This is a genomic window from Shewanella psychrophila (assembly GCF_002005305.1).
GTDB lineage: Bacteria > Pseudomonadota > Gammaproteobacteria > Enterobacterales > Shewanellaceae > Shewanella > Shewanella psychrophila.
Genome location: NZ_CP014782.1, coordinates 5808007 through 5827967, shown reverse-complemented (window position 1 = coordinate 5827967; position 19961 = coordinate 5808007). Strand labels below are relative to the sequence as shown.

Genomic DNA, 19961 nt, shown 5'->3' with positions numbered 1-19961 from the left:
TCTTTATTGAATTTAATCTTTATGGGACGGCTTGCGCTTCGCTAGGCTTGACTCACATAAATCTAGTCTATGTGACCGTATCAGTGCTTTTAGTGTATGAGTGTTAGAGTGGAAAATTTGGCTCGCCACACTATTACAGTGTTGGCGATAGATAGCACTTGAATTGTTTTTCGTATTTGTGTATTATTCCGCGGCTTAAATCAGTCACTTTAATTAGTTCCTTGCCTCTATTTGGTCTGACTGAGCCAACAACGAGGCTAGATAACCGTAAGGAGCAGAAAATGCGTCATTATGAAATCGTATTTTTGGTTCACCCTGATCAGAGTGAACAAGTACCTAGTATGATTGAGCGTTACACGGGTATTCTTACCCAAGCTGGCGGTCAAATTCATCGTTTAGAAGACTGGGGCCGTCGTCAACTGGCTTACCCAATCATCGAATTGCACAAGGCTCACTATGTTCTTATGAACGTAGAAGCTTCTGCTGAATCGGTTGAAGAGCTAGAAACAGCTTTCCGTTTCAACGACGCTGTTCTGCGTAGCATGGTTATGCGTACTAAAGCAGCCATCACTGAAGCATCTCCAATGGCTAAGCTAAAAGAAGAGCGTGATTCACGCCGTTCTCCTGAAGGCGAGCGTCGTAGTGCGCCTGCTGAAAAAGCTGTTGAAGAAGTTACAGAAACCGCTGAAAAAGCAGCTGAGTAAGTTTTTCTTTGGCCACAAACCACTTGGTGTTATCGGGAACCATTACGCGTTCCAGAAGCTTTAAAAGCCCGGCAGGTATCGCACATTGTGTGATTATGCTGGAACACAAATCTCAGTGCTACGAAGCAGAGATGCTAAGAAACGTATACTGTCAGATGCAAGTGATATTGAGTGGTGAACGCTTTAAAAGCGTTACAGATAAACTGAAAATCGGCGTGGATATTGAGGTGCAAGGCTTTATCGCTCTCCAGCAGAGTCGAAATGGTCAAAATCGCTTAGTTATACACGCTGAAAATGTCGAATTGAAAACTTAGGAGACTGTCACATGGCACGTTATTTCCGTCGTCGCAAGTTCTGCCGTTTCACAGCAGAAGGCGTTACAGAGATTGATTACAAAGATATCGTAACTCTAAAGAACTATATCACTGAAAGTGGTAAAATTGTTCCTAGCCGTATCACAGGTACAAACGCTAAATATCAACGTCAACTAGCTCGCGCTATCAAGCGTGCTCGTTATCTTTCTCTACTGCCTTACACTGATTTACATCAGTAATAGCGCAACCATTTAGGGAATTAATAATGAACATTATTTTACTTGATAAGATCGCTAACCTAGGAAATCTAGGTGACCAAGTTGTAGTTAAGTCTGGTTACGCACGTAACTATCTTCTGCCACAAGGTAAAGCTGTCGTTGCTAATGCTGCTAACACTGAAGTCTTTGAAGCACGTCGTGCTGAATTAGAAGCTAAGTTAGCTGCTACCCTTACTGCTGCTAACGAGCGCGCTGAGAAAATCAACGCACTTGAGTCTGTTGTTATCGCTTCTAAAGCTGGTGATGAAGGCAAGTTGTTCGGTTCAATTGGTAACCGTGATATCGCTGATGCAGTTACAGCTGCTGGTGTTGAACTAGTTAAGAGCGAAATTCGTCTTCCATTAGGCGCTTTGCGTACTACTGGTGAGTTCGAAGTTGAAGTTCAGGTTCACACTGAAGTTAAAGCTATCGTTAAGATTTCTGTTGTTGCAGAAGACTAATATATAGTTTTCAAAGCGAATGACTTAATGCTTTGGTATTAAGACTGCAGCTTTAAAAGAAAACACCGCACTAATCTAATTAGGGCGGTGTTTTTTTATGCTTGAAATATACTGACGAGCTACGAGCTACGAGCTACGAGCTACGAGCTACGAGCTACGAGCTACGAGCTACGAGCTACGAGCTACGAGCTACGAGCTTGAACTCGATACTCGTGGCTTTCTTTGCTTTGTCTTAAGCTCGCTGCTGTTGCTAGTAACAAAAAGCCACCCGTAGGTGGCTTTATCTATTCCTTGGTATTTAACTTATCCTGATAGGTATTAGTTACGCACTAAATCCAACTCTTGAATTAAGTTATCCGCATGATCCACTTCATCCATCATCCAGAGGATATAACGGAAATCCACATGGACGGCGCGGGTGATAGTAGGATTGAAGAACCAGTCTTTAGTGATAGCTTCATAGGTGGAATCGAAGTTGAGACCAACTAACTCTCCCTTGCCGTTAAATACAGGAGAACCTGAGTTTCCGCCTGTGGTATCGACACTCGATAAGAAGTTGACGGGAACTGAGCCAAAGCTTTTCGGCTTGTCTAGGCAAGAGAATAAACGGCATAACCAAGATGCAGGATCTTGATATACAGTTTCAACCTTATGATTGCCATAGCGTTGCTCTTCAATAGCCTTAAGAAGCTTAGTTGGTGCATTGAAGGGCTCTATGCCTGTGTGCTTAGCTGTTATGCCTTCGAGTCGCGTGAATGGCTGCTTATAGAGTGCGTCTCGTGACTGATATCCGTCGACCATGCCATAGGTGATTCTCAGTGTGCCGTTAGCATCGGGATAGACCGGCCAGTCATTCGCTTTGTAATAGGCAATAACGGCTTTCATGTAATCGGGACGGGCCTGGGAAAGCTCCCCTGCTAGTGTCTTCTTGTCTGTCTCCTGGGCCATATTGGTATCAAAAAGTGCTACGGCAAGGCGGATAAAGGGATCGGCGCTGGTCTCGAAATCTTCGGACTTGGCATCCATCCAGTCTAATCGTTTATCTTGAGCTGTCATCGAGGTAAGCGAGTAGAGACCATCTAGCTTTTCAGATAGAGAGACGGATTGCTTATTATCGATAAGCATAGCGTCCAGAGCGGCCACTCGATTATCTTGAGCATTATAAGCTTCTAAATCTTGTAGCCATAGGGCTTTGTCGACACTCACATCGAAGCTTGAATCGATTCGTTTGAGGCGAGCCTTGAACATTTTCATGTCACGCTCTTGATAACCTTCTTCTCGCTCTGCATCGGGTTTAGTCTTCTCTCTCGATAATCGATACAGTTTATTGGCTGCGCCCAGAAGCGAACTAGATTGAGCATTCTCGAAATAGTAACGAGTCTGGCTATTACTACGTTTTTTGACGAGTAAATTCTCTAAATTATCCAATTGAGTCTGATATGACTGGTAGGTCTTATCGGTCGCTAGCCATTGTTTGAAATCATCTTCACGAGCTTGTTTAATACCGGTAATATCAGTGGCCTTAAAACCATCGAGTAAGCCGTTATACTTTTTCATGCGGTTTGCCATACCCGCAAGTGTGCCAGCGTATTTAATTTTTACGCCTTTATCGGCAGCTCCCATCATTGCGATAGTATCTATGCGCAATTGATAGCGGCTAGCGAATGTCGGATATAACCAATCGCTAGCAAATTTAAGCTCACTGGTTAGGCGATAGCGACTGGTTGAACCTGGATAGCCTGCAACAAATACCCCATCACCGGCTTTTACGCCGTCAATGTTTATCTTTAAGTGGCTTTTAGGTTGATAAGGCACATTGTCCTGACTAAAGACTGCTGGTTTGCCATCTTTACCGACGTAAGCACGTAAGAAGGTAAAGTCAGCAGAATGACGGGGGTATTCGTAGTTATCTATGTCGCCACCAAAAGCAGCTGCACTTTCTGGTGGGGCATAGACTAAACGCACGTCACGAATGATCAATTGTTTGATGAGGTAGTATTCCAAACCGCTGTGAAAACTTCTTACTGAGCAGCGGTAGTTATCATCACTCTCACAACTTTTGATAAGAGACTTTCTATTAGACTGTATCTCTTCGTAACGAACTAAAGGGTCTTGGCTTAAGTCCCGTGTGACTTGTTCGCTGACGTTGGTTACGGCCTCTGTAATGTATAATCTTTCGTTCGGTCCTGCGGTAGGTTCATCGATTTTGCTTGTTGCCAGGAACCCATCGGCAATATAATTATGCTCTTTTTTACTGTTGTATTGAATGGCTCGGTACGCACAGTGATGGTTTGTGACAACTAACCCTTGGGGAGAGACGAAACTGGCAGTACAATAGCCGAGCCCGACAACGGCATTCATCGGATATTGGGTGAGATCAGCCAATTGTTTCGCAGGGATATCTATCCCTTTTTCGCTAAGCTTATCTGCAATCGATGGCATTTGATAAGGCTGCCATTGTCCCTCATCGGCAAGTGCCTGGCTCGATGCCAATACGACACCAGATGACAGCATAAATGCTGAGATCAATGCATTGCGCATAGTGATTCCTTGTTTTATTTGTTGTTAGGATAGGAAGTTGTTTGATTCCTGTTTTTATTGAGCCAGTTTTATAACATATTTCATGTAATCGTTGGAAGTTTGGAGATTAAATGTCACAGCAAGGTCCGTTTAAGGCGAAACAAAAGCCTAGAGATATCCAGATGGATGCCCTCAAAATGCCGCCGCACTCTTTAGAGGCTGAGCAATCAGTACTCGGTGGTTTGATGCTGGACTCAGATGCTTGGGATAGAGTTTCAGAAGCGGTTGTGGCCGAAGATTTCTATTCTCGCTCTCATAAGATGATTTTCACTGCGATGGCAACCTTAACCAGTGGTGGTCATCCTATCGATCTGATCACGGTTTCTGAGCAATTAGAAGTTGAGGATCAGCTAGAGGATGCTGGCGGCTTCGCTTATCTTGGTGAAATAGCTAAGAACACACCGAGTGCGGGCAACATACTCTCTTATGCGGGAATTGTACGGGAGCGTGCGGTTGTACGCGATATGATTAAGGTTGCCAATGAGATAGCCGATGCAGGTTTTAACCCTGAGGGACGTAACTCCAGCGAGCTGTTAGACCTTGCCGAGACAAAAGTCTTTAAGATTGCGGAGTCTCGTGCCAATGCTAACGAAGGACCTGAAGGGATCAAGACGATCCTAGAGAAAACTGTCGATAAGATTGAAGAGTTATACAACAACCCTTCTAATGGTGTGACCGGGGTTTCTAGTGGTTTTAACGATCTGGATAAAATGACCGCAGGCTTCCAATCGGGTGATTTGATTATTGTTGCAGCCCGTCCATCTATGGGTAAAACCACTTTTGCGATGAACTTATGTGAGCAGGCGGCACTCAATGAAGATAAGCCAGTACTTATTTTTAGTTTGGAGATGCCTTCTGAACAGATCATGATGCGTATGTTGGCATCACTAGGCCGAGTGGATCAGACTAAGATCCGTACAGGTCAGCTAGATGATGATGATTGGGCGCGTGTCTCATCAACCATGGGTATCATGTTAGAGCAAGGTAAGATGTATATCGATGATGGCTCTGGTTTAACACCGACAGATGTTCGAAGCCGAGCTAGACGAATAGCCCGCGAGCACGGCGGATTGTCGATGATAATGATCGATTACCTTCAGTTAATGCAAGTGCCAGCTCTTAAAGATAATCGAACCTTGGAAATTTCTGAGATATCGCGCTCACTCAAGGCATTAGCTAAAGAGTTAGAGATCCCTGTCGTTGCATTGTCTCAGCTTAACCGTTCATTGGAACAACGTGCAGACAAACGCCCAATTAACTCGGATTTGCGTGAATCAGGCGCGATTGAGCAAGATGCCGACCTCATCATGTTTATTTATCGTGATGAGGTATATAACGATGATTCTGAGCATAAAGGTGTGGCAGAGATCATTATTGGTAAGCAGCGTAACGGACCCATTGGACGTGTAGCTTTGACCTTCCAGGGGCAATTTTCTCGTTTCGACAATTATGCCGGTCCTCAGTTCGAGGAAGATTAATCGCCGCAATTCTCTGTGGAATGGCGTAAGGATAATCTTGCGCTTAAGTGGGGGTTAAACTTAATTCACATAGAGTGCTGACAATTGATCATTGGCTGAACTCTAGATAGATTCAGTGCTCATGTTTTTATTACTCATTTAGATCCCCATGAGATGTGTGGATCTAACAGATAAGGTTATTTTTTGAAGCCATTTCCCCGTGCAGAGATCAGCTGTAAAGCGCTGAAGAATAATCTAGCTCGTTTACGTCAGATCGCGCCGTCGAGCAAAATCATGGCGGTTGTTAAAGCGAATGGTTATGGCCATGGCTTGTTGAATGTCGCTCAATGCATCGAAGATGCCGATGGGTTTGGTTTGGCTCGTCTAGAGGAAGCAATAGCATTAAGAGATGGCGGAGTGACGGCTAAGCTCATCTTGCTTGAAGGTTTTTTTAGGTCGGTAGATTTAACAACCTTAGTGATGAAAGAGATAGAGACAGTTGTTCATAATGAGAAACAACTGGAGATGCTAGAGCAGGCAAGCCTAGCTAAGCCAGCCACAGTCTGGTTAAAAATAGATACCGGTATGCATCGATTAGGTTTCACCCCTGAGGAGTTCAATGAGGTATATGCTCGATTGGAGGCATGTCCTCAGGTGGCTAAACCTATCAAGCTAATGTCTCATTTTGCCTGTGCCGATGAGCCGGATAATCCCTATACTCGAGAGCAACTTAATAATTTCAACGTTTTGACAAAAAATTCACCGGGAGACACTACACTAGCGAACTCGGCTGGAACTTTATTTTGGCCAGACAGTCATAAAGACTGGATCCGTCCGGGTATCGCCCTCTATGGCGTCTCTCCAGTGATCGGAGACCTAGGTAAGAATCATGGTCTGCAACCAGCAATGGAGCTGATATCTCAGCTTATTGCTGTTCGTGAACATAAGGCCGGTGATCCTGTGGGCTATGGCAGCTATTGGCGAGCTAAAGTCGATACTAAGCTTGGCGTTGTCGCTATCGGTTATGGTGACGGATATCCGAGAAATGCACCTGAGGGGACGCCTGTGTGGGTTAATGGGCGCCTGGTACCCATAGTTGGACGCGTTTCTATGGATATGCTGACGGTTGACCTTGGATTAGACTCAACCGACAGTATTGGTGATGAAGCCATATTGTGGGGAAGTGCCTTACCGGTTGAAGTCGTTGCCGAGCATATAGGCACTATTGCCTATGAACTCGTGACAAAATTAACTCCTCGTGTTGCTGTTTGCATGGAATAAACACGTAGATCCATTTTCTTAGTTGTATCGATTCAATGAACTGGATGTTTGTTATCGAATGAGATGAATTTTGAATTACCATAACTTCCCCCTCACTGTACTGATGCTTATGAGTGGCATTACAGTTTTTCCTGCTGCGGCAGAAAAACTTACTAGTATTGGAATAAATGCCGCCAACAATGAAGTCCATGACGACGGAAATGTTGTTGAACCCCTTGTCACTGCTGATTCTGAGAAAGCAAAAAACAAGTTCGATCCAGAATTTGTCGCTGTACCCTTTATTTTTTCAACAGAAACCTTAAGCACAACTGTAGGTGGGGCCGGAGTACTCAAGCATGCGGGGCAACCCCAAGCATCGATATTAGGTATCGGTCTCTATAGCAGTAACGATAGTTGGGTTAGTTACTTAGGGGTGAGTAATTATCAATTGCCTAAGTTGGATCAGTGGTTATTCTCAGGGGAGTTTTATCAGGCTAATTATAAACAGGGGATCTATTTCGTTCCCAAAGGGGCTGGTGAGGGGAATTTAGACCCAGCCGCCACTGACTCGAGCCAGAGAGATCGTATTGTGACAGAGGGGGACGAGTCTTACTCTAAACTGCATATTAAATATGTGCTCCCTTGGGGCAGAGGGGCCAATGGCGCGGCAAGAAGCTTGATGCCTTCGAAAAATAATGACGATTTCAGTTGGGATCCCACAGAGTCGGGTGTGACCAGTATAGAGGTTACGCCTTTCGTGAAGACTCAGGAATTAGTTGGCTATGAGGACTTACCCAGTAAGTCCCAGGGACTCGAACTAAAGCTGGATTGGGATAATCGTGATAATGGCAAAAATAGTACCAGAGGCGGCCATACAAGCCTAAGCTTTAGCCGTGATTTTGGCTCAACTGGGTCATCTGATGCTGCTGACAACCGTGAAAGTTGGACCATGTGGGAGTTCGAGCAGAGTGCCTTCTTTTCTCTTGGTAGCAATGCTTGGTTTCCGCAACAGATCTTAGCCCTGAACTTCTATCTTGCCGATACGCCAACCTGGAACGAATATGACGCTGGAACTGAACAGTACCAGCGTCCACCTTCTTTTTCTGGGGTGAGCCTAGGCGGATTCGAGCATTTAAGAGGCTATTCTAGCAGACAGTTTGTTGGGCGAAGTGCGGTGCTATATTCTGCTGAGTACCGAATGCAACCTGAGTGGCAGCCATTGCAAAGTCTGCCTGTGTTTAATCTTTATGATGTACCTTGGTGGCAGTGGGTGGTGTTTGCAGAGGCGGGACAGGTTGCGGATAACTTTAGTGCAAGTGAGCTTCATGATGATATGAAATGGACCTTAGGCGTGGGCGCTAGATTTGAAGTTGAAAGTGTAGTGGTTAGAGCCGAATTTGCTCATGGACAGGATTCCAATCAATTTTGGGTTATGGTTAATCAGCCCTTCTAATCTACTTGTCGGATAACAAGTTATTGCAATCTCCGTTGTGGGTTCATGTGGCGGATTTTGTTGTTTGGTTAGCTTATGAATGCCATAACTTCATTGATGTTTATTACTTGCAGCAGGCGAATGTGCAAACACTTCTACGAGGCGCCGTGAACACTTCCCCGTGGGCTCTACCAAAACATCCTTGTTTTGGAAGCTAGCAGCCGCGTTCACACCTGACGATTAATCTCTTCGATTAGAGTTTAAAAGGTGACGGCTAAACACGTTTTTGGACCGAAGCGGGTCAGAGTTGAATCTCTGGAAATGACTATCGGCATTCAGGACTGTATGGCAACCGATATGTATTAACGCTGGCAGCAAGAGCAGGAAAAAGGTAGCTATTTTATCAGGATTGAGAAAATAGAGGTTGTTGTGACTGCCGGATTAAAGGGCATAGAATAAAGTTTACACCGACCCTACTTGTTTGAGTATTAGATAGAAGAGGCATGGGTTTCTATCTAATGGGCCTATTATTTTTCGAAACAGATCTCTATATAGGCCGAGCCATGGGGGCTGGTGAATGGCATGATGATCTTCATTCCATCGGCCTTATGTGAGATGCGATGACCGAGTCCTGCTACAACCACGGGAGTCGCCATCTCGAAATCATAGCCCTTCTCCCCCAAAATATTTTTAGCACCACCGGTGACCATGTTGGTTATCTCACCTACGAGATCGGTTATCTCATCGTTGATCTCTCCTGGATTTTCCCCCAACATATTTTGCATGATCTCTAAGATGAGTCCCTGTTCGAAGGTGATTGATAAGGAGCCCTTAGTCTGCGGACCAACCATGCCTATTAGCCCTGATACGTCTCCTTTGGCAAGGTTATCGGTTTTTATTTTTGGTTTTCCAGGGCTGAGTTTCATGTTTGCCATTGTCGAGATGACGTTCAGTAAGGATTCGAGAAAAGGATTAATGAAATTAACGTTCATAAAAATTCCGTTGTTGGCAAGCCATTAGGCATAAATTCACCCCTGCTTGGACTATCACATACACATCTTTATAAAGCTTAGGCTATTTTTGATTTTGCTTCATTTTTTATATAAAAGGATATTTGGTTTCGCACAAGTTTGTCTCTGACCTTGAGTCGGTGTAAAATGCGCGCCCGGCTCTTGTTAGCCGGACAGTTATTCAACTTGAGTTCAAGCTCATTCTCAACCAGGCTAAGTCAATCATGTCATCATCCCTAACTTCAAATTCAGCTAGATTATCCAAGATAAACCGCACCTTCTCAATTGCGCCTATGCTGGATTGGTATGATTTTAACTTAAGTCATTGATTTTTGTTGGTGAAAAGTTGTCGTGGGTGCCTATAGGGTACCTCGCTGGTTTTTCTGGTGATTTGGGTACCTGAAAACTCCATTAGTTGAGTAGTTTAATAGTGGCCTTATAGATGGTAAGATTTATTAAGTAAAGTCGTAAATACTTATATTGTATATGGATATTTACGCGATTTGTAGGATGCTCTCGCTTTCAAGGATAGAAAAATGCCGGTAGGGAAGATAGTCAACATAGATGCGCTCATGTTACATGACGCAGACAGTATCGAATCAGACACTTCTTGGTTGAGTGATAAAGATTGGGAGAGTCTGGCGCCAACTGCTGGTTCAGTAAGTCAGGTGAAGCAAAGCCTTGAAGCTGGGGAGTCAGTTTTATTGACTCAATCACCACAAAGTCCGCTGTTTGCTTTCTCTCAAGGTGAGCGTAGTGTCAATGTTTGTGTGAGTTACTCTTTTCCATCGAATGCGGTAGCCGCGATTACCCAGCGCTTTAATACTGCCGGAAGCAGTATTGCCTTTGAGCGTGCGCCCTATGAGTCACTACACCCCTCTCCGCCTTTAGATTACACGCCAGATACGTCTAAGGTGAAGGAGAAAGTGATTCCTATCTCCTGCCAGTACAATGTTGAGGTCGCTTGTTCTCCTCCTTGCTTAGAGACCTTAAACTATGGCTATTTCATGCTGGCTAAAACCAAGAATGAACCTAGCCTGGCACTGTCTACGGTCAAGCCATTAGGCAAGCATTCCCTACTCACCACACTCGGTAAGTTTGAAGAGCCTAAACAGCTTCTGCACATGCTGGCCACAGGCAAGAACAGCCAGTTATCGGTTAAACCAGTAAAGATGGTGCCCTTAGGTTCTCAACAAGTCTATGAGTCCTTTGTGCCGGTGCAGCTTACGGTTCAGGTAGGTGAAAGGCTGGGCTACCCGACTCAAGGGGCCTTCTATCATTTCAAGCAAGGTCAACTGGTACATGAGTACGCGATAGTCGAGGACGCCAAGGGGTATTTCAATATCACTCACTCGACAGCAAATGCCTTATCCGATGAGGTCAACATTCCGGCATTAAGAGGGAGTATTTTTCTACATTGGAAAATCAATGGCCAACTGGCCCCCCCTCAGCATATTTACTACAGTAAGCAAAAGTTAACGACAGAAGAGTTTCATAGCATCGATGTGGCTTGGTTAAACGCACATGCATTCACGGTTGACCTGAAAGCCATCTTAGCCGTTAACCAGGAAGCGACGCTTGAAAGGGCAGAAGAACAAACGAGCCAACAAGACAAACAACGGGCTAAACCACAAAACCATGCAGTACTCCCCAGCCATGATGGTCCCGGTCGTGAAAACTGGCCTGATATTGCTAAGCAATACGGACTGACGCCTAATGAGTTATTGGCACTCAATCCAACTTTCCAGCAAGACCCGATGAAACTTAAAGCCGGCGATATCTTAATCATTGCCAAATCAGAAGCAACTCAAGATAAGCCCAAAGTCGATACTCAGCCCCCCCAATCCCCGCAAGCGGTAAGCCGAGCAGACAATATCCACTACCAATCTTCAACACCACAACTAGCACCAGGTGTTATTGGTATCACTAAGCAATCGGTACTCAAAGATGTGGCGGTACTCAATTTAGTTGAGCTAGTTAATCGAAACACTAAGTCTTTCCCTGATGAACCCTTACGAGACAAGCTAAAGGAAAATAATGAACACATTATGTTCTTGACGCTAAAAGAAGCCCTAGATGTATTACGCGATTGGGGATGGAAGGATACAAAAGGGCTATGGAAAGAAGGTACTGATTCAGAGTTAGGGCAGGTACTAATCAATTACGGTGTAAATGGTAAGGATGTCGTCACAGCATCCATGCTCATTTCTCAATTAGGTAGCGTTGGTATCAAGGCTACAAGTTATCTCAATAAAAGTGGTACCGAGATGATAAAGCTCTCTGGTTATGCAGGTATACGCAAAGTCTTAAACGCCCCCTCTTTTAGTGCTGTAAATCCCAAGATTGTTCAAGTGGGTATCGGAAAATATGGACTTGCCAACTCTATTAAAAGTGGTGCGGTATTAACGTTTTACGTTGCGGCAGCTTACCGAATCGTCGATTACATTTTGACAGATGAGCAAAGACTTTCAGAATTCATTGGTTCGATGGCGACTGATGTAGTGAAGATCGGTATAGCTTCTGCTATTACATGGGGGGTCGGTAGCGTCATCGTTACCTCTTTTGTTGTTGTTAATTTTGGAATTGTAATCGTTGCGGGATTAGCTACTGCTGTGCTTTTAAACTATTTAGATAACAAGTATGGAATAACTAATCAAGTTATTGAATATTTAGAGAAGTCTCAGCAAGAAGTTGTAGATAAAGCACGAGATATTGAAGATGGCTTTTGGGATTTGGGGTCTATGATTTTAGATGGAATGCTGGAGGCTGGTAAAAGAGTCATAGAAAATGAGGTTCGGAGTTATATCAGAAGTACCATACAAGATATTAAGCCAAGGATGTATTAATTATGCAGTCTAATTATTTAACAAATCGGCTCAGAGCATTCTTTGCAACATTGATAGGGATCGCTATAACAGTAGGAACCGGCATATTTGGATTTCAAGGAGTTCTAGAGTATTTCAATTATACCGATGTCATTATTTACACACGAGGACTGGTAGTTTTTCTATTTATTCCTCTGTTTTTTATTATGGTCACCAGCTATCAGGTTTACATATTAATTTATGGCCGTGATTTACCTCACGTTATTGGAGTGAAACTAGTGCGAGCGACAATTTTTATTGCCATATCTGCACTTGTTTCATCAATTACTTTTTCAGTATGGTACTCCAACCATTTAAAAGATATAGGCTACATACAATGTAGTGGGGTACCTGTTGGGTACATGCCTTTCATGGCGGTAAAATATGTTGTATTTGAGTCAATGTGCAAAACAGACTCTTAAAGTTAAACAATCTGAAAATCCCCATCGATGAAGGGATAAAGAAAAGCCTTGGTATCAAATCAACAAAATCCCTTATCCATAACGCTGATGAAATACTGCGACAAGGTACAGTACCTGAACTTGGCAAGCGTATTGCGAATACGGCGAAGTGGGTTCGTTATGCTGAAAACGCCGGTAAGGTGGGAGTTGGTTTAAGCGTAGTTAGTGGCGTCTACAACGTTACACAGAATTGCAATGAATTAGAATCATGTGCCCGTTCCGCTGTCATTGAAACTGGAGGCATTGCTGGAGGATGGCTGGGCTGTAGGTACTCTAGGAGCTTCTGCTGCTGGGGGAGTTGTGGTTGTAATAGGAATTGCTTCTGCACCGGTGGTTATGATCATTGTTGGTGGAGCTGCAGTCGCTGGGGGGATTTTAGGCTCTGGAGCTACTAAAGGAGTGGTAGGTTATCTATATGAATTATCACCATTAGAGGACTTATTGGCCGAAGTCGAAGTAAAGGTTGATTCAGTAGTTCAAGAAGGGCTAGAGCAATATATTCTTGATAGTAGATTTGGAGACTTCTCAATTAATAATGTTTTTTGAAGGTAAAATAATGATGTTAGATTTAATTATTTCCTATGTAGCATTGTTTGCACTGGTGTGGATGTTTCCTTATGGGTATTACCTTGTGGTATATAGTATCGGTGATAGAAAACATGTTAACTACTTGGTTGATAACTTGGCGGCAAAACCTGAAAAATTTAAAAAATCCCACCATATCGCAATGGCATCCTTTGGTTCTGGTGGGATATTTTCATTGTTTTGTGTGATATACCCATTTGTACGACATCGCAGAAAAGAGAAAAAAATAACGTTTGATATATTTATGGTTATTAATTGGCTATTTTTTATGGTGATATTCATTTCTTTTCTTTCTCTAAAGTTAAAGGGGATCTAGAAATTATCGAGGTGAGTTTAAGATATGCTTAATGCAAGAAGTAGAGAATAAGATACTGAATATTTGATTTGTATTTTATAAGACTATGAGTAAAAGGATCTTTAATTATATCCGAAATCAAATTCAAGCTTTGCTTACCTTGCATCAAAATCTGTATTGGTATCGCGAGAATATTAGGTCTAACTGTTAAGTCATCGATAAATTAAGGGAGTAGTTATGAGTTCAAGCTACGGGTGGGAAAAGTTACATTTGGCAATACATTCTTTAACTGGGGTACCTAGTCAATCAGAGCGGTTAGTGAACGCTCTGGCTTTTAGCCTCATTCACATTACTCCAGAAAACGATTTGCCTGATTCTATGCAAGAAGAGTTTCGTGATTTTATGGCTGAAATGTCTTCAGTTGGAGATGGAACATACCAAGCAACGATTAACTCTTTAGATGAAGTCGGCATAGGCAATGCGATAGAAAAAATTATCAGTTTTTACGATACCATCTGCCGACATAATAAACCTTTTTAATAACTAGATAAAAGAATTTTCTATAATCAATAAATGAGACGATTTTTAAGCAGCTTTAGCCGGTTGGCTGCAAAGTTCTGGTAAGTTGGCTCGTACCAATGCTTCAGCGAATTGAGGTGGAACAGAGTTTCCGACCCGGGCTACCTGTTGTTTTTTTGTAGTGCGTCCGTTGTAGTCTTTAATGATGTAATCAGGATTAAATCCCTGACAGGCAAAAAGTTCATGAGGTTCTAGCATTCGCATGCCGATATCGATTATTTGCCAAGGCTCACCTTTTATCATGATCAGACCGAAGCGGTCACCAGTGGTGATTGTGTGTAAGGGCTCAGTGCAGGCAACACCGTCTTTTTCGTTACCATAGTATTTGATCAGGAATGCGCGTAACTCTCCTAAATGCAAGCCCCCGGCAGTAATGGTGTGAGCTGGTTCGCTTGTGGGAAAGCCTATATTGGTACCGCGCAGTTTAAGCATGCTGCTAGTGATTAGCGCATTATGGTCAACGGTAGTGACAGTAGGCAATGGATGATTTATGTCTGCACCTGGTCCCGTATAGAAACCACCGAAGTGTTTTGCTAGGTTAGCCACTGTAAGAATTGATTTTCCACCGCCCCCAGCTGTCACCGTCCCCATAGGTTCTGTAATTGAATGTCCGATACTATTGCCAAACTGTCGGATTATAGTGGGGGTAACAACAGCAAAGTGGCCTCCTTTTACCTGAGCGCAAATAGTCCTCAATGGTTCATTAACGGCCATATTACGTTGGCCGCTAGCATTTGCATGTTCAGTAATAAATGGGGTTATCATTGCTTCTACAGGAGCAATGAATGGTTGTTCTGCATCAATTACGAATTTATGAATGCCTCTGGCAATACGGTGCATAGTCTTTTCGGCGAGTGGTTTTTTGCGACCAAAAATAGACTTACAGGGGATAGACCAATCGATGCACTCTGCAGCAGTTCGCCATGGTAAGAACTTTCCACTTAACACATCTAAACTATTAGGCTTTCCATGGGTTGGCTCAGGCCATTGGATAGGCTGACCATCACAACGGGCTATCATGAATAAGCGCTTTCTAATGGTAGGTGCTCCAAAGTCACAGGCACGCATTTCGCGCCATTCGACTTTATAATTAAGCCCTTTGATTAGCAGGGTTACTTCGGTTAGCCCTAGCACTTCAACACACTCGGCTAGCGCTGGGTGATCTGCTTCGATGCCGGAAGATAAGATATCTACAAACGCTTTGAAGGTTTCAGTCTTGCGGTCTGGGCAAGGTGACTGTTCTGTCTCCGTGTAAGGTGTCCCATCTACATCAAATTTTGTGACCTCTTTGGCAACTACTGGCCCCCAAGTTTTGAACTCTTCAACATTTTCCAGCATGATTACTTTAGGACGAGTTAATAAGGCCCAGCGGATCACTATCCAGGCAAGCCCCCTGATCTGTTTACTTACCGGCTTGCTTCCTTTAGCCTTACTGAAATGTTTACAGTCGGGGGAAAACCAAGCGAGATCTACGGGCTTACCAGCTGTGGCTTGCACAGGGTCTACGTCAAATACTGATTCACAATAGTGCAAGGTGTCAGGGTGATTGGCTGAGTGCATGGCGATAGCATCTTGATCATGGTTTATAGCAATATCGATACTGCGTCTTAATGCCCAGCTTATGCCCTCGGATGCACCCCCACCTCCAGCAAAGTTGTCTACGATGATCCCTCTCATGCTGAAACTCCTTTGCGTTTCGTTTCGTATTCTTTCCATGCTGGTAAATCAGCTGCAGTAACTCGCCAATCAAGCTCTCCATTTTTTCCACAAGCAACTGAACCGCCATATTGAGCGCCATCAAAAGTAAATGATGCAGTACAGTACACTTGCGGGTATTCACCTCTGAATTCCACAAAACTTAAGTCTGGTCGAGTGTTTAAAACCTTATCTTTAAAAGCAATTGCTTTATCATTGTGTGCTGTTATCTCGGCCTGATGAGCTGAGTAGCATGAGGTGTCACAGTAAATGGAATCCCAGTAGAGAGTATCGCTCTCTACAATGACTTCGTTTATTGATATTCGTTTAGAATCTTCATCTATCTGCTCACTCATTATTTTGTTACCGCAATGGTGACACTCAAACCACCAACCATTTTCAAGCAGTACCTTTGTTGGAACCTTCCCTTCTTCTGCATATTGATCAAATTCTGGTTTTAGTGAAGATTCTACTGACTCAAATTCAACATCTAATTCGTTTGCCCCAAGGCGTCTAGCTGCTAATCCATGATGATGAAAAACTATGCAGCTATGACCTTCTGATTCTTCGCTAATAAGCCATGCTTTTACTTTTTTAGGTTGGTTCATGCTACCTCCTGAATAGATTGTGTTTTAGTCAGCTGCAGATCAAAGTCAACGAGAATATCGGCTACGGCTTTACCTGCGAGCAGTTGACTGTTGGCCGACTCGCATAGGTGCTGATAGCGGTAATCATTTTGCTTATTTGGGTTATTAATAAAAGCTTGCTCAACTAAGGCGATCACCTCGTTGGGCCAGATAGCTTTCTTTTCTGCTCTTGCTATCTGATCTTCAATATCCATTTGACTCGAATCTATCTGTTCGCCATTCTCGCTATCGTCAGGTCGATGTTTAATGTTTGCTGGTATATAACCCTGTGATTTAGCTGTAGCCTCAACCATATCCAGTAACATCTTTCCTTGCTTAACCAATGCATCTCGACTGATATAGCTAAGGCGTTCACCCGTCCAATTTTTGTCAAAAACAACAATGGCCATGCCGAATCCCGCACTACTGGCTTCTTGTTTCTCATTGGCAGGAATAAACCACTGTGGGAGTTCGAAGCTGATGCGGCCGCGAACAAAGCAAACATGATCTGCCTGTTCTGGCCACCACACTTCAGAAGGGGCGCATTTTATAGCAAAGACGAACTTAGCGCCTTTTTCACGTTCAGCTAGTGCTTTGGCAATTATTTTTATCATGCCTGTGATGGCTTGATTATCATCATCTAAGCAGGGGCGAGAGTAAGGTGGGTTAGCGAAGCCTACACCGCCGGCAAAGTCTTTGGTCCAGTCCTGCACTAATGCGTTGTCTTCTGCTGTATAGAAACTAGGACATTTACTGTTATGGCCATCGGTAAAAATATCATGCACAAAAGGACCAAACTTAGCGTTAATACCCCAGAATAGTGGTGTCGGAGTTTGCCATTGATCACCGACTTCTTTTAGTAAGTGCGCGCCTTTGGCTTTAAGATCATCTAATTGCTGTGCGTAGGCGTTAGTCTTAACTTTTGAATTCTTGGCAGTCATTGTTTGACTCCATCGCGTTTATTGTCTGCATCAGTTAGCTGAGAACTTTGTTGGTTTGAAATAGGGACTGCGTTGAGTTGAGACCAATCAAGCTCTTTGATCTGTTCGACTATGCTAGTCACTTCTTCAAGCCTTGTTTGGGCACGTGAAAGGTTTGACTTTTCTATCTGAAACCTTGCTGCAGCACGTTCGGCTGACAGCCCGTTTACGTAGTGCTCAGTTAGTGCGTTGATCTGCTGCTCTGATGTTATCTTGGTGAGTTTGAGTAGCAGCTGCAGTCGCTTAAGTTGTTCGCCACCAGGTAAGAGATAGTTCATGTGGTCACCTCTCTTTGAGTTAGTGACATGATCCACTTTCTTAACTCAATCATTTTGGGGGGGAAACACATAGAAAATGCATAGATATAAAGTGGTGCATAATCGTGTTGTTTACGCGTTATGAACACTTTGGCATCGGCTTCGGTTAGGCATGCTTTGACCACTTCCATTGTTTTTTGCATTTCAACTCGCTCTATGGTGACGCTTTCTGGGAGTGTTACCCACTCGAAATTGTCTTCCGTTAAGGCTTCGGACAGTTCCTTCTTTTCATCGTCCGAACATCGTGCTACGGCCCATTCTTCATGGTACTCAGCCATGTGGCTAACAACCTCTGAGAATTCAGCGTATTCGTAGTACTCATCGTCACTAACAAGGAAGATGGTCTTATTTCCCCGATCATCTGCACAGGTTAACCATTTGTCATAACAGACCATAAAAATTGGATCCGCAGTGATCCTGTTATCTTGGGAATTTAACTGCTGTGACATCTCAAGTAAGAACGCTGGTACTGTGATTGATTTGTTCATGCTTCACTTCTAACCTTTATGATAGGGAGCTTTGCCACTGCTGTTCGGACGGCACTAGCTGCTTCAATTCCGTATCCCCATATGTCGCCGTTTGCTGGATTTCTACGAGTCGGTGCTATCCAATCAAGAGGTATCTGATGGCCTTTGGTGATGTATTTACGCATGCTTTCAATTAGCCCCCGCAAGGTGCCCCCATGAGAAAATCCGCTCCATCGTCCTGAATAGTGGGTGTAGATACGGCGCTGGCTGTAATCGTCCACAAACCATACCTTGCCGTTTTTATCTAACTCTATGGTTGCGGTAACGTCTTTGGTATTAAAGAACTTGCGACCATGTTCAGAGATAACCTTGATGAGTGTATTGGCATGTTTTACTCGCTCAGTGATCACTGGTTTAGGTAGGTCAAAGAAGCTGTCACAACTGCATTTGGGACAAATATAAGTGATCAGGCCTATGCCAGTTGTTGATACTGTTGAATAATCTCCAGTCCAGCGGCACTCTCTGCGGCTGCATTCTAGTCTTGTGCTCATGCTGCCAACTCCTTTACGGCGCTAAATTCACTACCTAGAATTTCCACACCCTTCGTTATTTTGACAGCGGTAGCGATGTAGACGACTTCGTTGTGGGAGAATACGCTCAGACCATTAAAGAAAAAGTCTCCCCAACTGCAACCTATGCTTGCAAATATGTCTTCTCGGCTAATTGATTCAGGAAGTAATTCTTTCCAGCTCGTGAGAATTGAATTGAATTCACTTCTATCTGCAGCTTTAGGGGCTTTGGCTCTCGGCTTTGATGCATATTTTCTGTTCCGCTGGGGCTTTGTCCAAAACCATTTATCTGAACGTGATTCAAAGTTAGTTAGTTCTATCCCGTAAAGCCTCATGCTGTGCATGTCACTTGAGAATATGGGTTTACCATCAAAAAATGTGGCTAGTTTGTTGGCTTGTTCGATAAGCTGCTTTTTCTGTTTTTCAAAATCTGTAAATGCAGCCACAACGACTTGATCTGTAATTTTGTAATAACTTGTGCTCATGCTGCTTCCTTACTTGGCTTACTATCGATATAGAGTTTGAGACCTTGCTGCACGTTTTCTATGATCCGGCAGAGATATTGGTAATCAGGGTTTGGTTTTTGTGGAATGCTGATCTCTTCAAGCTCAAGCCCTTTAAAGTCAGACTCATCAACCAAGGAGGGTGGTAACCAGTCATCATATGGATGAGTTGGTACTAAATCTGTCCAATCCTCTTGATTAAACAATTCCCTAGCTGCCAATGCTGAAATACTTCCTTGGCGGCGCTTAGTGATAATTCGTTGACGAACAAGCGGTGTGATAGCTTCAAAATCATCAATAACACTTTCCATGTAGCGAAGATTATTGGCTGCATAGCCATGATCTATACGAACAAAGAATTCTTCTATTGAGTCACCGCTCATGGCACCCCAGTAGCTGGACCAGCTTTCGCCATAGCATTCGATAATGATCTTGCCTTTACCTGGTGCGTAGTTTTCTAAGATCACTGTTACCGGGTCTAAATCTTTAATTTCAGTTAGCTTGATCTTGGTGACGGTACTTTGTTCGATTTTCATGGGAGTTCG

General features: G+C 43.6%; 22 protein-coding genes. 12 read left to right on the top strand and 10 right to left on the bottom strand.

Annotated features, from left to right (window positions below; translation table 11 throughout):
• Window positions 1-281 precede the first annotated feature (281 nt).
• The 4 genes from rpsF to rplI are packed head-to-tail and all read left to right on the top strand — an operon-like array spanning window position 282 to window position 1736.
• Window positions 282-704, top strand: a complete 423-nt coding sequence (gene rpsF / locus sps_RS25485; protein WP_077755063.1) for a 30S ribosomal protein S6 — start codon at window positions 282-284, stop codon at window positions 702-704.
• Between the two features lie 8 nt (window positions 705-712).
• A complete protein-coding gene (gene priB, locus sps_RS25480) occupies window positions 713-1018 on the top strand; it encodes a primosomal replication protein N (RefSeq protein WP_077755062.1) in 306 nt (101 codons plus the stop codon).
• An 11-nt stretch (window positions 1019-1029) separates the two neighbouring features.
• Window positions 1030-1257: a 30S ribosomal protein S18 gene (gene rpsR, locus sps_RS25475; protein ID WP_005497284.1), complete on the top strand. Its 228-nt coding sequence runs from the start codon at window positions 1030-1032 to the stop codon at window positions 1255-1257.
• Between the two features lie 26 nt (window positions 1258-1283).
• On the top strand, window positions 1284-1736 hold the full coding sequence (gene rplI, locus sps_RS25470; protein ID WP_077755061.1) for a 50S ribosomal protein L9: 453 nt from the start codon (window positions 1284-1286) through the stop codon (window positions 1734-1736).
• A 318-nt stretch (window positions 1737-2054) separates the two neighbouring features.
• On the opposite strand, the gene sps_RS25465 is transcribed toward rplI, so the two are convergent.
• The gene (locus tag sps_RS25465) at window positions 2055-4250 is read right to left on the bottom strand and encodes a S46 family peptidase (protein ID WP_418346784.1); all 2196 of its coding nucleotides are present in this window, start codon (window positions 4248-4250) and stop codon (window positions 2055-2057) included.
• Window positions 4251-4387: 137 nt separating this feature from the next.
• Between sps_RS25465 and dnaB the strand changes: the two genes are divergently transcribed.
• From dnaB to sps_RS25450, 3 genes are all read left to right on the top strand, one after another.
• On the top strand, window positions 4388-5794 hold the full coding sequence (gene dnaB, locus sps_RS25460; protein ID WP_077755059.1) for a replicative DNA helicase: 1407 nt from the start codon (window positions 4388-4390) through the stop codon (window positions 5792-5794).
• 183 nt (window positions 5795-5977) lie between these two features.
• Window positions 5978-7054, top strand: a complete 1077-nt coding sequence (gene alr / locus sps_RS25455) for an alanine racemase (RefSeq protein WP_077755058.1) — start codon at window positions 5978-5980, stop codon at window positions 7052-7054.
• A gap of 70 nt (window positions 7055-7124) precedes the next feature.
• Window positions 7125-8486 carry a BamA/TamA family outer membrane protein gene (locus sps_RS25450; protein WP_077755057.1) on the top strand — a complete coding sequence of 454 codons (1362 nt, stop codon included), beginning with the start codon at window positions 7125-7127 and terminating at the stop codon, window positions 8484-8486.
• 506 nt (window positions 8487-8992) lie between these two features.
• Here the strand turns inward: sps_RS25450 and sps_RS25445 are convergent.
• Window positions 8993-9457, bottom strand: a complete 465-nt coding sequence (locus tag sps_RS25445) for a chemotaxis protein CheX (protein WP_077755056.1) — start codon at window positions 9455-9457, stop codon at window positions 8993-8995.
• Window positions 9458-10011: 554 nt separating this feature from the next.
• On the opposite strand from sps_RS25445, the gene sps_RS25440 reads away from it, so the two are divergent.
• The 5 genes from sps_RS25440 (at window position 10012) to sps_RS25420 (ending at window position 14220) form a co-directional block, all read left to right on the top strand.
• Window positions 10012-12321 carry an MIX and LysM peptidoglycan-binding domain-containing protein gene (locus sps_RS25440; protein ID WP_077755055.1) on the top strand — a complete coding sequence of 770 codons (2310 nt, stop codon included), beginning with the start codon at window positions 10012-10014 and terminating at the stop codon, window positions 12319-12321.
• Between the two features lie 2 nt (window positions 12322-12323).
• Entirely contained in the window at window positions 12324-12761 is a 438-nt protein-coding gene (locus sps_RS25435; protein WP_077755054.1) for a hypothetical protein, read from the top strand.
• A 339-nt stretch (window positions 12762-13100) separates the two neighbouring features.
• Window positions 13101-13346 carry a hypothetical protein gene (locus sps_RS25430; RefSeq protein WP_169915944.1) on the top strand — a complete coding sequence of 82 codons (246 nt, stop codon included), beginning with the start codon at window positions 13101-13103 and terminating at the stop codon, window positions 13344-13346.
• A 10-nt stretch (window positions 13347-13356) separates the two neighbouring features.
• On the top strand, window positions 13357-13701 hold the full coding sequence (locus tag sps_RS25425; RefSeq protein ID WP_218919618.1) for a hypothetical protein: 345 nt from the start codon (window positions 13357-13359) through the stop codon (window positions 13699-13701).
• A 216-nt stretch (window positions 13702-13917) separates the two neighbouring features.
• The gene (locus sps_RS25420; protein WP_077755052.1) at window positions 13918-14220 is read left to right on the top strand and encodes a hypothetical protein; all 303 of its coding nucleotides are present in this window, start codon (window positions 13918-13920) and stop codon (window positions 14218-14220) included.
• A gap of 45 nt (window positions 14221-14265) precedes the next feature.
• Here sps_RS25420 and sps_RS25415 read toward each other — a convergent pair whose 3' ends face one another.
• The 8 genes from sps_RS25415 to sps_RS25380 are packed head-to-tail and all read right to left on the bottom strand — an operon-like array spanning window position 14266 to window position 19952.
• Window positions 14266-15936 (bottom strand): DNA cytosine methyltransferase, encoded by a 1671-nt coding sequence (locus tag sps_RS25415; protein ID WP_077755051.1) that lies wholly within the window; start codon window positions 15934-15936, stop codon window positions 14266-14268.
• On the bottom strand, window positions 15933-16562 hold the full coding sequence (locus sps_RS25410; RefSeq protein WP_077755050.1) for a hypothetical protein: 630 nt from the start codon (window positions 16560-16562) through the stop codon (window positions 15933-15935). The genes sps_RS25415 and sps_RS25410 overlap by 4 nt, the downstream gene beginning before the upstream one ends.
• On the bottom strand, window positions 16559-17521 hold the full coding sequence (locus sps_RS25405; protein WP_077755049.1) for a phage N-6-adenine-methyltransferase: 963 nt from the start codon (window positions 17519-17521) through the stop codon (window positions 16559-16561). Before sps_RS25405 ends, sps_RS25410 begins: the two co-directional genes overlap by 4 nt.
• A complete protein-coding gene (locus sps_RS25400) occupies window positions 17518-17838 on the bottom strand; it encodes a PapB/FocB family fimbrial expression transcriptional regulator (protein WP_077755048.1) in 321 nt (106 codons plus the stop codon). The genes sps_RS25405 and sps_RS25400 overlap by 4 nt, the downstream gene beginning before the upstream one ends.
• Window positions 17835-18365, bottom strand: a complete 531-nt coding sequence (locus tag sps_RS25395) for a hypothetical protein (protein WP_077755047.1) — start codon at window positions 18363-18365, stop codon at window positions 17835-17837. Before sps_RS25395 ends, sps_RS25400 begins: the two co-directional genes overlap by 4 nt.
• Window positions 18362-18895 (bottom strand): hypothetical protein, encoded by a 534-nt coding sequence (locus sps_RS25390; protein WP_218919617.1) that lies wholly within the window; start codon window positions 18893-18895, stop codon window positions 18362-18364. Before sps_RS25390 ends, sps_RS25395 begins: the two co-directional genes overlap by 4 nt.
• The gene (locus sps_RS25385; protein WP_077755046.1) at window positions 18892-19398 is read right to left on the bottom strand and encodes a hypothetical protein; all 507 of its coding nucleotides are present in this window, start codon (window positions 19396-19398) and stop codon (window positions 18892-18894) included. The genes sps_RS25390 and sps_RS25385 overlap by 4 nt, the downstream gene beginning before the upstream one ends.
• Window positions 19395-19952, bottom strand: coding sequence for a phiTE_072 family protein (locus sps_RS25380; RefSeq protein ID WP_077755045.1), 558 nt, complete (start codon window positions 19950-19952; stop codon window positions 19395-19397). The genes sps_RS25385 and sps_RS25380 overlap by 4 nt, the downstream gene beginning before the upstream one ends.
• Window positions 19953-19961 lie beyond the last annotated feature (9 nt).

What these genes read in the sequence shown, in the direction of transcription:
- rpsF (WP_077755063.1), top strand. Translation starts at nt 282, where the DNA reads ATGCGTCATTATGAAATCGTATTTTTGGTTCACCCTGATCAGAGTGAA.
- rpsR (WP_005497284.1), top strand. Translation starts at nt 1,030, where the DNA reads ATGGCACGTTATTTCCGTCGTCGCAAGTTCTGCCGTTTCACAGCAGAA.
- rplI (WP_077755061.1), top strand. Translation starts at nt 1,284, where the DNA reads ATGAACATTATTTTACTTGATAAGATCGCTAACCTAGGAAATCTAGGT.
- sps_RS25465 (WP_418346784.1), bottom strand. Translation starts at nt 4,250, where the DNA reads ATGCTGTCATCTGGTGTCGTATTGGCATCGAGCCAGGCACTTGCCGAT.
- dnaB (WP_077755059.1), top strand. Translation starts at nt 4,388, where the DNA reads ATGTCACAGCAAGGTCCGTTTAAGGCGAAACAAAAGCCTAGAGATATC.
- sps_RS25445 (WP_077755056.1), bottom strand. Translation starts at nt 9,457, where the DNA reads ATGAACGTTAATTTCATTAATCCTTTTCTCGAATCCTTACTGAACGTC.
- sps_RS25440 (WP_077755055.1), top strand. Translation starts at nt 10,012, where the DNA reads ATGCCGGTAGGGAAGATAGTCAACATAGATGCGCTCATGTTACATGAC.
- sps_RS25435 (WP_077755054.1), top strand. Translation starts at nt 12,324, where the DNA reads ATGCAGTCTAATTATTTAACAAATCGGCTCAGAGCATTCTTTGCAACA.
- sps_RS25425 (WP_218919618.1), top strand. Translation starts at nt 13,357, where the DNA reads ATGATGTTAGATTTAATTATTTCCTATGTAGCATTGTTTGCACTGGTG.
- sps_RS25420 (WP_077755052.1), top strand. Translation starts at nt 13,918, where the DNA reads ATGAGTTCAAGCTACGGGTGGGAAAAGTTACATTTGGCAATACATTCT.
- sps_RS25415 (WP_077755051.1), bottom strand. Translation starts at nt 15,936, where the DNA reads ATGAGAGGGATCATCGTAGACAACTTTGCTGGAGGTGGGGGTGCATCC.
- sps_RS25410 (WP_077755050.1), bottom strand. Translation starts at nt 16,562, where the DNA reads ATGAACCAACCTAAAAAAGTAAAAGCATGGCTTATTAGCGAAGAATCA.
- sps_RS25405 (WP_077755049.1), bottom strand. Translation starts at nt 17,521, where the DNA reads ATGACTGCCAAGAATTCAAAAGTTAAGACTAACGCCTACGCACAGCAA.
- sps_RS25400 (WP_077755048.1), bottom strand. Translation starts at nt 17,838, where the DNA reads ATGAACTATCTCTTACCTGGTGGCGAACAACTTAAGCGACTGCAGCTG.
- sps_RS25395 (WP_077755047.1), bottom strand. Translation starts at nt 18,365, where the DNA reads ATGAACAAATCAATCACAGTACCAGCGTTCTTACTTGAGATGTCACAG.
- sps_RS25390 (WP_218919617.1), bottom strand. Translation starts at nt 18,895, where the DNA reads ATGAGCACAAGACTAGAATGCAGCCGCAGAGAGTGCCGCTGGACTGGA.
- sps_RS25385 (WP_077755046.1), bottom strand. Translation starts at nt 19,398, where the DNA reads ATGAGCACAAGTTATTACAAAATTACAGATCAAGTCGTTGTGGCTGCA.
- sps_RS25380 (WP_077755045.1), bottom strand. Translation starts at nt 19,952, where the DNA reads ATGAAAATCGAACAAAGTACCGTCACCAAGATCAAGCTAACTGAAATT.